Origin of the sequence: Streptomyces actinomycinicus, assembly GCF_016741775.1 — a bacterium.
GTDB classification, from domain to species: domain Bacteria; phylum Actinomycetota; class Actinomycetes; order Streptomycetales; family Streptomycetaceae; genus Streptomyces; species Streptomyces actinomycinicus.
This window is the reverse complement of record NZ_JAERRK010000010.1, coordinates 248,345-262,245: the sequence shown is the minus strand read 5'-3', so window position 1 is coordinate 262,245 and position 13,901 is coordinate 248,345. Positions and strand designations below refer to the sequence as shown.

The 13,901-nt window shown below is 74.4% G+C and carries 13 protein-coding genes and 1 pseudogene; 6 read left to right on the top strand and 8 right to left on the bottom strand.

The features are described 5' to 3' along the window. Positions 1–147 (top strand): annotated as a pseudogene (locus JK359_RS21435) (CbtA family protein); the annotation flags it as partial. A gap of 252 nt (positions 148–399) precedes the next feature. Here JK359_RS21435 and JK359_RS21430 read toward each other — a convergent pair. The 3 genes from JK359_RS21430 to JK359_RS21420 form a co-directional block, all read right to left on the bottom strand. Next, positions 400–1,482 carry an alpha/beta fold hydrolase gene (locus tag JK359_RS21430; RefSeq protein WP_201837945.1) on the bottom strand — a complete coding sequence of 361 codons (1,083 nt, stop codon included), beginning with the start codon at positions 1,480–1,482 and terminating at the stop codon, positions 400–402. 168 nt (positions 1,483–1,650) lie between these two features. Then, complete coding sequence (locus JK359_RS21425) at positions 1,651–2,616, bottom strand: pirin family protein (protein WP_201837943.1); 966 nt, start codon at positions 2,614–2,616, stop codon at positions 1,651–1,653. A 434-nt stretch (positions 2,617–3,050) separates the two neighbouring features. Further along, positions 3,051–3,746 (bottom strand): type 1 glutamine amidotransferase domain-containing protein, encoded by a 696-nt coding sequence (locus JK359_RS21420; protein ID WP_201837941.1) that lies wholly within the window; start codon positions 3,744–3,746, stop codon positions 3,051–3,053. 152 nt (positions 3,747–3,898) lie between these two features. Between JK359_RS21420 and JK359_RS21415 the strand changes: the two genes are divergently transcribed. Further along, a complete protein-coding gene (locus tag JK359_RS21415) occupies positions 3,899–4,807 on the top strand; it encodes a LysR family transcriptional regulator (protein WP_307788212.1) in 909 nt (302 codons plus the stop codon). A 118-nt stretch (positions 4,808–4,925) separates the two neighbouring features. Here the strand turns inward: JK359_RS21415 and JK359_RS21410 are convergent, their stop codons facing one another. The 4 genes from JK359_RS21410 to JK359_RS21395 all read right to left on the bottom strand — a co-directional run bounded on the left by JK359_RS21410 (position 4,926) and on the right by JK359_RS21395 (position 9,305). After that, complete coding sequence (locus JK359_RS21410; protein WP_201837939.1) at positions 4,926–5,897, bottom strand: NAD(P)-dependent alcohol dehydrogenase; 972 nt, start codon at positions 5,895–5,897, stop codon at positions 4,926–4,928. A 130-nt stretch (positions 5,898–6,027) separates the two neighbouring features. After that, positions 6,028–7,002: a pyridoxal-phosphate dependent enzyme gene (locus JK359_RS21405; RefSeq protein WP_201837937.1), complete on the bottom strand. Its 975-nt coding sequence runs from the start codon at positions 7,000–7,002 to the stop codon at positions 6,028–6,030. Positions 7,003–7,098: 96 nt separating this feature from the next. After that, positions 7,099–8,451 carry a vWA domain-containing protein gene (locus JK359_RS21400; protein WP_201837935.1) on the bottom strand — a complete coding sequence of 451 codons (1,353 nt, stop codon included), beginning with the start codon at positions 8,449–8,451 and terminating at the stop codon, positions 7,099–7,101. After that, a complete protein-coding gene (locus JK359_RS21395; RefSeq protein ID WP_201837933.1) occupies positions 8,448–9,305 on the bottom strand; it encodes an AAA family ATPase in 858 nt (285 codons plus the stop codon). Before JK359_RS21395 ends, JK359_RS21400 begins: the two co-directional genes overlap by 4 nt. Positions 9,306–9,428: 123 nt before the next feature. On the opposite strand from JK359_RS21395, the gene JK359_RS21390 reads away from it, so the two are divergent. The 4 genes from JK359_RS21390 to JK359_RS21375 all read left to right on the top strand — a co-directional run bounded on the left by JK359_RS21390 (position 9,429) and on the right by JK359_RS21375 (position 12,570). Next, positions 9,429–10,001: a TetR/AcrR family transcriptional regulator gene (locus JK359_RS21390; RefSeq protein WP_201837931.1), complete on the top strand. Its 573-nt coding sequence runs from the start codon at positions 9,429–9,431 to the stop codon at positions 9,999–10,001. Positions 10,002–10,277: 276 nt separating this feature from the next. After that, positions 10,278–10,958 (top strand): ABC transporter permease, encoded by a 681-nt coding sequence (locus JK359_RS21385; RefSeq protein ID WP_201837929.1) that lies wholly within the window; start codon positions 10,278–10,280, stop codon positions 10,956–10,958. Beyond that, a complete protein-coding gene (locus JK359_RS21380) occupies positions 10,955–11,626 on the top strand; it encodes an ABC transporter permease (protein WP_201837927.1) in 672 nt (223 codons plus the stop codon). The genes JK359_RS21385 and JK359_RS21380 overlap by 4 nt, the downstream gene beginning before the upstream one ends. Then, positions 11,623–12,570 carry an ABC transporter substrate-binding protein gene (locus JK359_RS21375; protein WP_201837925.1) on the top strand — a complete coding sequence of 316 codons (948 nt, stop codon included), beginning with the start codon at positions 11,623–11,625 and terminating at the stop codon, positions 12,568–12,570. The genes JK359_RS21380 and JK359_RS21375 overlap by 4 nt, the downstream gene beginning before the upstream one ends. Before the next feature lie 173 nt (positions 12,571–12,743). On the opposite strand, the gene JK359_RS21370 is transcribed toward JK359_RS21375, so the two are convergent. Then, complete coding sequence (locus JK359_RS21370) at positions 12,744–13,898, bottom strand: betaine/proline/choline family ABC transporter ATP-binding protein (RefSeq protein ID WP_201837923.1); 1,155 nt, start codon at positions 13,896–13,898, stop codon at positions 12,744–12,746. Positions 13,899–13,901 lie beyond the last annotated feature (3 nt).

The following is a 13,901-nucleotide window of genomic DNA, read 5'->3' as shown; positions in this document are numbered from 1 at the left end:
CTGTGGCGGTTCCGGCTGTCCGCGCTGGCCGTCCAGGCCGTGCTGTGGGCGGGCTTCGGTCTCGTCTTCGGCGAGACGGCACAGCGCCTGCTGCGGCCCGAGCCGGTGCCGGACACCCCCGGACAGACGGTTCCGGCCGCGCACTGACCCCTTCCGGACAACAAAGGGCCCTTCGGAACCATCCGGGGGCCCTCTGGCGTTCCCCCGGCACCGAAGACCTGGACTGACAGGAACGGCACGGCAGGCGGCCCGGCCGGACGCGGACCACTCGGGCGAGGAGCGGAGGAACCGAGTGGCCGAAGCCCAGGCCAGTCGCAGGAATGCCGACGGGGCCTGTCCACGGTGCGAGTTGGCGGCCCTGTCGCGCCGTCACCGGGGCCCGGCCTCCCGATCCGTCGGTCACCGACCTGCCGCCGCCGATGCCGCGGTGAGTCCGTCCACGGCCGTCGCGACCGCCTCGGGACTGGAGATCATCGTCAGATGCCTGGCGCCGGGGATGAGCGTGGGAGGGGGTGCGCCGATGCGCCGGGCGGTCTCCTGCGGTGTCCGCCGGGTGAACACGTCGTCCTCGGCGCCGAACACCACCGACTTGGGCAGGCGCACACCGGCGAGCCGGGCCACCTCATCCGCGGACAGACCCGGCACACCCGCGGCCAGCATGCTCCACAGCGCGCTCTCCGCGCCCCGCACCCGAAGCGGGCGGCGCCACTGATCCAGACCGGCGGCGTCCAGGGGCGGACAGGCGGGCCCGCACTGTGAGTCGTACATGCGGCGGATCAACGCGTCGGTGCCGAGCCCGAGCCGCAGCAGGCTCGTGCGGTATGGCTCGATCAGCAGGTGCGTGAGGGCCGGCGGCGGCCCGGCGCCGGTGTCCAGCGCGTCGCCGTCGAGGAGCATCACGCCGCCCAGCCGGCCCGGGGCCCGCAACGCCGCCTCGGTGACCACGGCGGCTCCGCTGGAGTGCCCCACCAGCAGCGGGCGCTCGCCCGGACCGCCGAGGCGCATCGCGCCAATGAAGCCCAGGAGCTGCCGGGCGAAATGGTCGACGGTGTACGGGCCGTGGCGCTCGCTGTACCCGTTGCCCGTCAGGTCGAGCGCGTACACCCGGTGGTCACGGGCGAGCAGCGGGGCGAGCCGCGACCAGGTGTCCACGGATTCGAAGGCGCCGTGCACCAGGACGACCGGCGGGCCCTGGTGGCCCCAGGTCTGGTAGCGGGTGCGGATGTCGGCGGCCTGCACGTACGTCAGCCCGCGCGGCGCGGCGGCGCGCCCTGCCGTGACGCCGTTGTAGGCGAACGAGGCCGCCGTGACGACCACCAGCAGGCCGGCGAAGCCCACCGCGGCGCGCCGCAGCCGGCGCCGCCAGCGAGGTGTCCGCCGCGCGCGCCGGCCAGGCGACGGCGGAGAAGAGACGGGACCGGCGCTCCCGTCCCCGTCCCCGTCCCCGGGTACGGCACCGGTACGGTGAAGATCAGCTCCCACAGCCCACAGCATCGCCCATGGCACCCACCGGTCGTCCGGGGGGGGGGGACCGGGGCTGCTCCACCCGGCGCAGGGGGAGTACCGCTGGGTTCCGGTCCGTGGAGGATGATCGCCCCGGAGGGACAGAAACCGGTGGCCGTACACCCGTCGGCAGACCGAGGTCCCTCGTCAGCGCACCCTTCCCCGGGGCCTCAGCGGTGCTTCCGGCAGTGCCGGCGCGGGCAACGGGGTCCCGTCGTAGCCCTTCACCTCGCCGAACCGGGCCCCTTGCGCCCAGTCCTCGCGAGCCTGCACGATCTCCTCCTGGGAGCGGGCGACGAAGTTCCACCACATGATCAGCTCCTCGGCGAACGGCTCGCCGCCCAAGAGCATGAATCCGGCGTCCGATTCGGCCCGCAGCGGGAGTTCGGACCGCCCGCACCCGAGGTACAGCATCGAGCCGGGCAGCACGGGCACCCCGTCCACGTGCACCTCCCCGGACATGGCCAGCACCCCGTACTCGAAGTCGGGTTCCAGGGGGAGGCGGACGTCGGCGCCCCGGCGCAGGGCGAGGTCGGCGCCGACGATCGGGGTGTACGTCGTACCGGGCGAGACCGAGCCGTCCAGGGAGCCCAGGATCACCGTGGCGGTCAGACCGGGCGCGGTCACCGTCGGCAGCTCGGGGTGGTACTCGAACCTCGGGTCGGTGTTCCGGTGCGCGTCGGGCAGGGCGACCCACAGCTGGGCGCCGTGCAGGAAGCGGGCGTGCGGGCGCGGGCTCTCCTCGGAGTGGCTGATGGCGCGGCCGGAGGTCATCAGGCCCAGTTCCCGGGGGCCGATCGTCTGCTGGCTGCCCGTCGAGTCCCGGTGCAGCACCTCGCCCTCGTGCAGCCAGCTGACCGTCTGCAACCCGATGTGGGGGTGCGGCGGTACCTGCATGCCGGGCTGGTCGGCGATGTCGTCCGGACCGTAGTGGTCGACGAACGCCCACGCGCCGATCATGCGCCGGCCGAGGTTCGGCAGCAGCCGGCGGACCTCGGTCGACTCCCCCAGCCTGACGTGCCGGGGGCTCAGCAGCTCGCGCACGGGTTCGGCGACGACGAACCCACGGCCGCCGCAGACGCTGGGCAGGGGCGCGCGGTCAAGGTTGCTCATGCCGCCCAACCTAGCGGGGCGCAGGCCGGACAGGGGTGCGCGGAAACCCTTTTCCGCCGATTCGGCCCCGGCCGTGCCGCGCACACCGGCGGCGACCGGGCGGTCGGTCCCGCTCCGCGGAGTGCCGCCCGGCTCACGGATGCGGTGCGCTCGGGGACGGCGTCGGCTCACGGATGCCGTGCGCCCGGGGATGCGCCGACGCGACAGGCTCACCGCGCTCGGGACCGGGGCCGGGGAGCGGGCCGAGGGCGTCGGGGGCCCTGCCGGCCGTGGACCTGGCGGCACCCGGGACAGACCGAGCGTCGCCGCGATCTCGGCCTCGGTCAGGTGCGGCCGGCAGCGCAGCACCAGCACCTCCCGCTGCCGCCGGGTCGGCGTGCGCAGCGCCGCCAGGGCCTCCCGGTGGTCCTCGTGGAGCAGCCGCCCGACCGCCGTCAGCCCAGCTGCTTCAGCAGTTCCTCGGCGACCGGGGCCGAGGAGGCCGGGTTCTGGCCGGTGACCAGGTTGCGGTCGACCACCACGTGCGGTGCCCACGGCTCGCCCGCCCGCACCTCGACGCCCGCCTCGGTCAGCCGGTCCTGCAGGAGCCACTTGGCCTGCCCGGCGAGGCCGCCCTGGATCTCCTCCTCGTTGGTGAAGGCCGCCGCGCGGTAGCCCGCGAAGGCGTTGGTTCCGTCGGCCCGGACCGCGGCGAGCAGGGCGGCCGGACCGTGGCAGACCACGGCCAGCGGCTTGCCCGAGTCCAGGGCCGTCACCAGCAGCCTGCCCGACTCGGCGTCCACGGCCAGGTCTTCCATCGGGCCGTGGCCGCCGGGGTAGAACACGGCGGCGAAGTCACCGAGGTCCACCTCAGCGAGCTTCACGGGCGTCCGCAGTTCGGTCATCTCCTCCAGCGCGCGGGCGATCTCGTCGGCCCGCTCCTGGCCGCCGTTGACCTCGGCCGCCAGGCTCGCCCGGTCCACCGGCGGCACCACACCATCGGGCGTGGCCACGACGACCTCGTGGCCGGCGGCCCTGACGGCACGGTAGGGGACCACGGCCTCCTCGGCCCAGAAGCCGGTCGGATGCGTGCTGCCGTCGGCGAGCGTCCACCGGTCGGCGCCGGTCATCACAAAAAGGATCTTCGACATGGGTTCTCTCCAGAAAGCCGGGAGCCCGGAAAGCCGGGCTCTGCGGGATCGAACGTAGGCGAGACCACCCATAGGCAGCCAATGAAGTACCGAATGGCTGACATCGGATCTCCTATGGATCCAGGGGAGCGTCCGCGGCGATACTCGGACCCGTGGAGACCCCTTCCCTCGCTCACCTCGACCTGAACCAGCTGCGCACCTTCCTCGCCGTGTACCGCTCCGGTTCCTTCACCGGTGCCGCCCGGCTGCTCGGACTGTCGCAGCCGACGGTGACGACGCAGATGCGGGCGCTGGAGCGGCAGACGGGCCGGGAACTGTTCGAACGGCTGCCGCGCGGTGTCGCACCGACCCCGGTGGCCGACCAGCTGGCAGCCCGGATCGCCGCGCCCCTGGACGAGCTGGCCGCCGTCGCAGGACCCACCCCGCCGGCCGGCACCCGAGCCGAGCCCGTCCACCTGGCCGGCCCGGCGGAGTTCCTGTGCACGGTCGTCCTGCCGGCTCTCGCACCGCTGGTCGCGGAGGGGCTGCGGCTGCGCGTGTCGACCGGGCTGACCGATCCGCTGCTGGACGAACTGCGCGCCGGCCACCACGATCTGGTGATCGCCACCACCCGCCCGCGCGGCCGTACGCTGAACGCCGTGCCGCTCAGCGACGAGGAGTTCGTGCTCGTCGCCGCTCCGGTCTGGGCCGAGCGGCTGACGGTACGACAGCAGGACCCCGCGGTGCTGCACGGCGTCCCGCTCGTCACCTACGCCGAGGACCTGCCGATCGCCCGCCGTTACTGGCGGCACGTCTTCGGCCGGCGTCTGTCCCGTACCGCCGACGTGACCGTGCCCGATCTGCGGGGGGTCCTCGCGGCCGTGGCGGCGGGCGCCGGGTTCAGCGTGCTGCCCCGCTACCTGTGCCGGGAACCGCTGGAGTCCGGCGCGCTCGTGGCGCTGCTGGAGCCGGAGGACGCGCCGATCAACACCGGCTTCCTGGTCCAGCGCCCCGGCGCCTCCGACAACCCCGACGTGGCACGTGTCCGCGCCTTCCTGCTGCGGGCGGCCCGCACGTGGTAGGCCGCCTCAGGCCCGGTGAGGCGGGCGGGAGCAAGTCCCCGCGGGGCAACGGGCGATGGGGCCCGACCTCGTAGTCTCATGGCCGGACGGCGAGGCCGGACGGCGAGATTCACGATGGTCAGACCGTGACGACCACCTTCCCACGCGCATGTTCCTCCTCCAGGTACCGGATGGCCTCCGGTGCCTCGTCCAGCGGGTACGTCCGGTCGATCACCGGGGCGAGCTTCCCGGAGTCGGCCAGCTCCCGCAGGTCCGCCAGCACCTCCTTGCTGGGTGCCGGGCCGACGAGCGGGCGCAGCCGCTGGCGGACCAGCGGGGACAGCGCGACCCCTTGGAGGATCAGGACCGGGGCCCCGAAGAACTGTCCTGATCTGCCCCCGCTGCCGAGGACGAGCGTCCCGGTGGGGGTGAGGGCGCGACGCAGGCCGGAGAGCGACTGGCTGGCCGCGAGGTCGAGGACGACGTCGTAGCGCCGTCCGGCGCGGGTGAAGTCCTCGCGCGTGTAGTCGACGACGTGGTCCGCGCCCAGCGAGCGGACCAGCCCGGTGTTGCGCGTGCTGCACACACCGGTCACCTCCGCGCCGAGCGCCTTGGCGATCTGCACGGCGAACGTGCCGACCCCGCCCGAGGCGCCGTTGACCAGCACCCGCTGCCCCGGCCGCAGCTCCGCCACGTCCCGCAGGCCGCGCAGGGCGGTGCTCCCGGCCAGCGGCAGGGCCGCCGCCTGCTCGAAGGTGAGGGAGGCGGGCTTGCGCTCCACCCAGGCGTCGGGGACGCTCACGTACTCCGCGAACGTGCCGTCCACCTCGCCGAACACCTCGTCGCCGGGCCGGAGGCCGCTTACGTTCCGGCCGACCGCCGCCACCTCGCCCGCGAAGTCGCGGCCCCGGATCCGGGCCCGGGGCGCGCGCGGCCCCAGCGCCAGCCGGGCCACGTACGGGTCGCCGCGCATGAGGTGCCAGTCGTACGCGTTCAGCCCGGCCGCCCGCACCCGCACCAGCACCTCGTCGTCGCCGGGCACCGGCTGCTCCACGTCCCTCAGCTCCAGCACGTCCGGTGCGCCGTACCGGTCCTGGACGACTGCCTTCATGTCCTGTTCTCTCCCCCCGGGCCGCGTACTCGAAGGCTAGGGCCGGGGGCACCGCCGGCACATCGGGGAACAGCCGTAGTCCCGGGGGAGGAGGAGAGAGGGTGCGTGTAGGGGGCCGCTTCCCGGGCGCTCAGAACACGTGGGTGCCGGCCGCCTCCTGCGCGGCGGCGACGGCGTCCGCGTGGCCGAACAGTCCGGGCAGGCCGCCGGTGTGCACGAGCACGGTCTTCTCGCCCGGCCGTACGTCTCCGTCCCGGACGGCTGCGGCCAGTCCGGCCAGGGCGCGCCCGGTGTAGACCGGGTCCAGGACGATCCCCTCGGTGCGGGCGGCGAGCCGGAGCGCCTCGGCCGCAGGGCCGGTCAGCGTCGCGTACCCGGCGCCCACCTGGTCCCGGCGTACCCGCAGCCGGTCCGCCGTGACCCGCTCCGCGGTGAGCGGCGCCCCGAACTCCGCCGCCGCGGCGGCCGGGTCGGCCAGCGCGCCCACATCGACACCGAGCACCGACTCCGCGCCGAGCGCGGCGACGAGCCCGGCCATGGTGCCGCCTGAACCGAGCGCGACCACCGCGGTGCGAAGCTCCGGCACCTGCGCGCGCAGTTCCTCGCCGCACCGCACGTAGCCCCGTGCGCCCAGCGTGCTGGACCCGCCGAACGGAACCAGGGCCGGCCGGGCCCCCTTCTCCCGCAGCCGGGCGCAGACCTGCTCCGCCACCGTGTCCAGGGCCGCCCGGTCCACGTCACCCGCCCAGTGCAGCCGGGCCCCCAACAGGCCGTCCAGAGCGAGGTTCCCGGAGCGGGACACGCCCGGCGAGCCGCGCAGCACCAGGACGGCGTCCAGGCCCAGCCGGGCGGCGGCCGCGGCGGTGAGCCGGGCGTGATTGCTCTGCGGGGCGCCCGTGGTCACCAGGGTGTCCGCACCCTCGGCGAGTGCCGCGGCCACGATCCACTCCAGCTTGCGGATCTTGTTCCCGCCGCCGCCCAGGCCGGTCAGGTCGTCCCGTTTCACCCACAGGTCGTCCGGTCCCAGCCCGAGCGCGGCGGCCAGCCGGGGTGCGGGTTCGACGGGAGTGGGGAACGTGCCGAGCGGCACGGGCGGGTGGCTCATCGCGGGCCTCCTGGTACACGGGACGACGGGCGACCAGTCGATCACGGCGGGCCGCCCGGCGTCACACCGGCGGCAGTCGGTGGGCCGCGCCCGGTGTCACACCGGCAGCAGCCGCGCGATCAGGGCGCTGAGCTGCCGGGCCGTACGGCACTCGTGCATCTCGACCAGCTCGGCGTAGGCGGGCGCGGCCGAGTCGCCGGTGCCCCACCGGTTGCTCGGCTCGGGGTTGAGCCAGTAGACGCGCCGGGCCCGCCGGGCGAGTTCGCGTACGGCGTTGAGGTTCGGGTCGCTCATGTTCGTGCGGGCGTCGCCGAGGACGAACACGGTGGTGCGCGGGCCGACCGCACCGCCGTACCGTTCGGTGAACTCGCCCAGCGCCAGGCCGTAGTCGCTGCTGCCGTGCCAGCCGGTGAGGGTGGCCTCGGCGCGGATGCGGGCGCCGAGCCCGTCGGGGTCGGCGCGGCCGTGGTCGAGCAGTCCGGTCACCTCGTCGAGCCGGTTGACGAACGCGAACACGCGGACCTTGCTGAACTGGTCGTGGAGCGCCTGCACCAGCAGCATCGTGAAGTCCGAGAAACCGGACACCGAGCCCGACACGTCGCAGAGCAGCACCAGTTCGGGGCGGACCGGGCGGCGCCGGCGCAGCACCGGCCGCATCGGCACGCCGCCCGTGGACAGCGAGGAGCGCAGGGTGCGGCGCAGGTCGACGGTGCCCCGCGCGGCCCGGCGGCGGCGCGCGGCGAGCCGGGTGGCGAGCTTGCGCGCGAGCGGCTGGACGGCTCTGCGCAGCTCGGTGAGCTGGTCCCGGTTCGCGAACAGGAAGTCGACCCGGTCGGCGGTCGGCCGGACCCCGCGCCGGGCGATCTCGTCCCGGCCGCGCCGCTCCGCGACCCGGCGCCGGGCCTCCGCCCCGACCAGCCGCCGGAACTCCTCGATGCGGCTGCGGATCTCGTCGTCCAGCAGCCGGTCCGCGAACCCCGCGCCGCCGCCCTCCTGCCCCCGGACGTCGGCCCGTACCCGGGCCAGCAGGGTCTGCGGGCGCAACCGGTCGAGGGTCTGGTAGGCCGAGAATCCGTCCGAGCCGGGGGAGTTGCCGTATCCACCGAGGGCGTCCACCGCCTCCGACGCCAGCCGGGCCATCGCCGCCCGGTCGTCGGCGGCCAGCGCCTGCGCGAGCCGGTCGCGCAGGGCCTCACGGTCCGCCGGCGCGCCGTCGGGGCCGCCGACCCCGCGCGGGAAGTAGAGGTCGAAGACGGGGTCGAACACCGCCCGCTGGCCGGGGCCGTGCAGCAGCGTCGCGGCCAGCCCCTCGCGGAGCAGCTCCCGGTCCGCGAGCCCCAGCGCCTCCACCGCACGGGCCGCGTCCACGGTCTCCCCGGTACCGATGCGCACCCCGTGCGCGCGCAGCGCACCGACCAGACCCGTGATCCGGTCGGCGACCGCGGTCACAGTGCGTCCAGGTTGAGCTTGGCCGCCGCCTTCTGGATGTCGTCCTGATGCTTGAGGATCACCCCGAGCGTGTCCTTGACCACGGTCTCGTCCAGCGCGCCGGCGCCCAGGGCGAGCAGGGTGCGGGCCCAGTCGATGGTCTCGGCGACGGACGGCACCTTGCGCAGGTCCATCGCGCGCAGCGCCCCGACCACCCGGACCACCGACTCGGTCAGCGCCTGGCCGAGGCCGGGCACCTTCAGCCGTACGATCCGCCGCTCCAGCTCCTCCTCCGGGAAGCCGATGTGCAGGAACAGGCAGCGGCGGCGCAGGGCCTCGGACAGCTCGCGGCCGGCGTTGGAGGTGAGGACGACGAACGGGCGGCGGGTCGCGGTGACGGTGCCCAGTTCCGGGACCGTGACCTGGAAGTCGCTGAGCACCTCCAGCAGCAGCCCCTCCATCTCGACGTCGGCCTTGTCGGTCTCGTCGATGAGCAGCACCGTCGGCTCGTCGCCGCGGATGGCGGTCAGCAGCGGGCGGGGGAGCAGGAACTCCTCGGTGAAGATGTCGGTGCGGGTCTCGTCCCAGCTCTCGCCGCGGCCGGCGCTGATCCGCAGCAGCTGCTTGGCGTGGTTCCACTCGTACAGGGCACGGGACTCGTCCACGCCCTCGTAGCACTGCAGCCGCACCAGCCGGGCCTGCGCCACCTGGGCGACGGCCTTGGCCAGCTCGGTCTTGCCCACGCCGGCGGGGCCCTCCACCAGCAGGGGCTTGCCCAGCCGGTCCGCCAGGAAGACGGTCGTGGCGACGGCGGGCGAGGCGAGGTAGCCGGTCTCGGCGAGGCGGGCGGAGACATCGTCGACGGACGTGAACAACCGGGCCTCCGGTGCGGGTCGGGGTAACAGGGACCGCCTTCTATCTAAGCGCTTGTTCACCTCCGGCGCCACGGTATACACCGATCGGTTTCCATTCTCGCGGGGCGCCGGTAACCTCGGGGTATGGCCAGCACAGAGAAGGCGTCCCCCCGCGACCGGCTGCTCGACGCCGCGGCCCGGCTCTCCTACCGCGGCGGTGTGTCCGTCGGCATCGAGGCCCTGTGCCGGGAGGCGGGCGTGTCCAAGCGGTCGATGTACCAGCTGTTCGACAGCAAGGACACGATGCTGGCCGCAAGCCTGGAGCGGAGCATTCCGTGGTACGACGCCCAGCTCGCCCACCCCGACCCCGGGAACGCGACCCCGCGCGAGCGCATCCTGCACGTCTTCGAGCGGATCGCACAGGCCTCCCTGGACGCCGACTACCACGGCTGCCCCTACCTGGCCGTGCTCGTCGAGCTGAAGGACCCCGAGCACCCGGCGAGCCGGGTCGCCCGCGGCGTCAAGGAGAGCCTCGGGGCACGTTTCCGCCGCGACGCCGAGCAGGGCGGAGCCCGCGATCCCGAGCTGCTCGCCCGCCAGCTCCTGCTGGTCTTCGACGGCGCCAGCGCCCGGGCCGGCGCGGGCGTGGAACGCCTGGACGACGGCCTCGCCGCGCTGACGGCGACCGCGCTGCTGGACGCGGCCGGCATGCGCTAGACGAGGTCCAGGGCCCCCGGTGCAGCAGGAGCAACGGACCACCCCGTCGGCCGCCACCCCGCCGGCCCGCCCGTCGGCCGCCACCCCGCCGGCCCACCCGGCGGCCCGTCCCTCGAGCCCCCCGTCGGCCGCCGCCCCGCCGGTCCACCCGCCGGCCCGCCCCTCGAGCCACCCCGTCGGTTCACCCGTCGGCCCACCCGGCGGCCCGTCCCTCGGGCCACCCCATCGGGCCACCCCAGCGCGCCGAGCCGCTCGGGCGCCCGGTCCAATGGAGCCGTGACCGCGCCCCCGGACGACTGCCTCGCGCGCAACGAATGGCTCTGCGGCGCCTATCTGGACACCCGCCGCCACCTCCTGTTCGACGCGGTCGTCCAGCACCTCCAGCTGACCGTCCTGTCGGTTCTGACCGGCCTGGCCGTCGCCCTGCCGCTCGCGGTGCTGGCCCGCCGCTGGCGCTGGGCGGCCGGTCCCGTCCTCGCCCTGACGACGGTCCTCTACACGATCCCGTCGCTGGCCATGTTCTCCCTGCTGCTGCCGCTCTACGGCCTCTCGGCCACCCTCGTCGTCGCCGGGCTCGTCCTGTACTCGCTGACCCTGCTGGTCCGGAACATCCTCGCGGGCCTGCGCGCGGTCCCCGAGGAGACCCGGCAGGCCGCGCTCGGCCTCGGCTACGGCCCCATCCGGCTCCTGCTCACCGTCGAGCTGCCCCTCGCCCTGCCCGCCGCCATGGCCGGGCTGCGCATCGCCACGGTCTCGGCGGTCTCCCTGGTGACGGTCGGCGCGATCGTCGGCTTCGGCGGCCTCGGCAACCTGATCTACGCGGGCATGAACACCTACTTCAAGGCCCAGGTGCTCACCGCGTCCGTGCTGTGCGTGCTGATCGCCGTCGCCGCCGACCTGCTCCTGCTGGGCGTGCAGCGGCTGATCACCCCGTGGACCAGGGCGGCCCGGGCGTGAACACCCTCACCGCGGCCTGGGACTGGCTCACCGACCCCGCGCACTGGCCGGGCGCCGACGGCATCGGGCACCGGCTGCTCCAGCACCTGGTGCTCACCGTCGTCTGCCTGGCCGTCAGCTGTCTGATCGCCCTGCCCGTCGCGCTCGTCCTCGGCCACCTGGGCAAGGGCGGCGCGCTCGCCGTGAACATCTCCAACGTCGGCCGTGCCGTCCCCACCTTCGCCGTGCTCGTCCTGCTCCTGCTGACCCCGGTCGGCAGGTGGGGCGAGGGTCCCACGGTGGTCGCCCTCGTCCTGTTCGCCGTACCGCCCCTGCTCACCAACGCCTACGTCGGTGTCCGCGAGGTCGACCGGAACGTGGTGCAGGCCGCGCGGGGCATGGGGATGACCGGCCCGCAGCTGCTGTTCCACGTGGAACTGCCCCTTTCGCTCCCCCTCGTCATGAACGGGGTGCGGATCGCCGCCGTCCAGCTCGTGGCCACCGCCACCATCGCCGCGCTCGCGGGCGGCGGCGGCCTCGGCCGCATCATCACGGCCGGCTTCAACCTCGCCAGCACCCCCCAGGTGGTCGCGGGCGCGGTGCTCGTCGCGGTGTTCGCGCTCCTCGTCGAGGGCGTCTTCGAGATCGTCGAGCGGCTGGCACCGGCATGGGCCCGGGGCGGCCGATGAGGCGCCGCGGGGCCGTCGCCCTGAGCGTGCTCCTCGCGCTGGCCGCCTGTTCCACCGGCCCCTCCCTGGAGACCCGCGGCCAGGTCACCGCACCGCCTGGCGACAGCCGGCACCTGACCGTCGGCTCGGCGGGCTTCACCGAGAGCGACCTGCTCGCCCAGATGTACGCCCAGCTGCTGAACCAGGCCGGCTACCGGACGTCCCTCCTCACGGTCGCCAACCGGGAGCTGTACGAGCCCGCCCTGGAGTCGGGCCGGATCGACGTCGTCCCGGAGTACGCGGCCACCTTCGCCGACTGGCTCAACGCCAAGGTCCACGGCGCCGACGCCACCCCAGTCGGCTCGCCCGACCTCGCCGCCACGATGAAGTCCCTGCGCGCCCTCGCCGTACCCCGCGGGCTGTCCGTCCTCCCGCCGGGCCGGGCCGTCGACCAGAACGCCTTCGCGGTGACCGCGGCCTACGCCCGCCGGCACCGCCTCAGGACCCTGAGCGACCTCGGTGCGGCGAAGCTGCCGGTCCGGCTCGCGGCGGGTGACGAGTGCGTGCAACGGCCCTACTGCGCGCCGGGGCTGGAGAAGGTCTACGGCATCGACGTCACCGGGGTCGACCCCAAGGGCGTCGGCACCACCCAGGCCAAGCGGGCCGTGCAGGCCGGCCGGGACCAGATGGTGCTGACCACCACCACCGACGCCACGCTCGACGAGTTCGGTCTGGTCCTGCTCGCCGACGACAAGCACCTGCAGAACGCCGACTACATCGTCCCGGTCGTCAACCGCTCCCGCGCGGGCAGTGCCCGGGTGGCGCAGGCACTCGGCAAGCTCAACGACGTGCTCACCACGGGCGACCTGGCCCGGCTGAACCAGCAGGTCGACAGCTGGCGCAGACTTCCCGCCGACGTGGCCCGCACCTATCTCGAGGACAAGGGCCTGCTGAAACAGTCGTGACGGCGCCTGCCCGGCGGACGGGGCCTGCTGGAACAGCCGTGACCGCGCCTGCCCGGCGGACGGGGGCTGCTGGAACAGGCCCGATGCGTGCCTGGCCGGAGGACGGGGGCTGCTGAACTGCCGCCCGAACCCGCGTCCGTCGGACGTGCGAAGCCCGGCCGGAACAGGCCGCGTCAGGCGTCCGACACCGAGTCGAACGACACCTGCCCCCGCGCCACACCGCGCGCGTCCGCGTCCACCGAGCGGCGCAGCGCCTCGTGCAGCTTCGCCGGGGTCAGCACCCCGAGGAACCGAGCCCCGTCCAGCACGGCCACCCACCCGGCGTCGTACTGCAACATCACTCCGAACGCCTGCTTCAGCGGCGCCCCGACCGGCACCCAGGCGGTCATCCGGTGCGCCAGGTCCCCGACCGTGCCGCCCGCCCCCAGTTCGTCGATGCCGACCCAGCCGTGCAGGTCACCGCCCGCGTCCAGGACCACCGCCCAGCGTGCGTCCTCGGCCCGCAGCCGGCCGGCGGCCCGTTCGGCGGGCTCGTCCGGACGGGCCACGGGCGGCTGCTCCAGATCGTCCGGCTCGATCGCCGTGACCGACAGCCGCTTCAGCCCCCGGTCGGCGCCCACGAACCCGGCCACGTACGGCGTCGCGGGCGCCCCGAGCACCGCGCCGGGCGTGTCGAACTGCTCGATGCGGCCCTGCCCGTACACGGCGATGCGGTCGCCGAGCCGGACGGCCTCCTCGATGTCGTGCGTGACCAGCAGCACCGTCTTGCGCACCGAGGCCTGCATCCGCAGGAACTCGTCCTGCAACTGCTCCCGCACCACCGGGTCGACCGCTCCGAACGGCTCGTCCATCAGCAGCACCGGCGGATCCGCGGCCAGCGCCCGGGCCACGCCGACCCGCTGCCGCTGCCCGCCGGACAACTGCTCCGGATAGCGCGGCCCGTACGTCCTCGGGTCGAGGCCCACCAGATCGAGCAGTTCGGCCGCCCGGGCCCGCGCCTTCGCCCGCTTCCAGCCGAGCAGCGCCGGCACGGTCGCGGTGTTGTCCAGGACGGTGCGGTGCGGGAAGAGACCGACCTGCTGGATGACGTACCCGATGCGGCGGCGCAGCCGCACCGGATCCACCGTCGCGATGTCCTCGCCGCCGACGTGGATCCGGCCGGAGGTCGGCTCGATGAGCCGGTTCACCATCATCATGGTCGTGGTCTTGCCGCACCCGGACGGTCCGACGAGGGTGACCAGTTCCCCCTCGGACACCTCGAAGGAGAGGTCGTCCACGGCCGTGGTGCCATCCGGGTACCGCTTGGTGACCTGCTCGAACCGGATCATTCC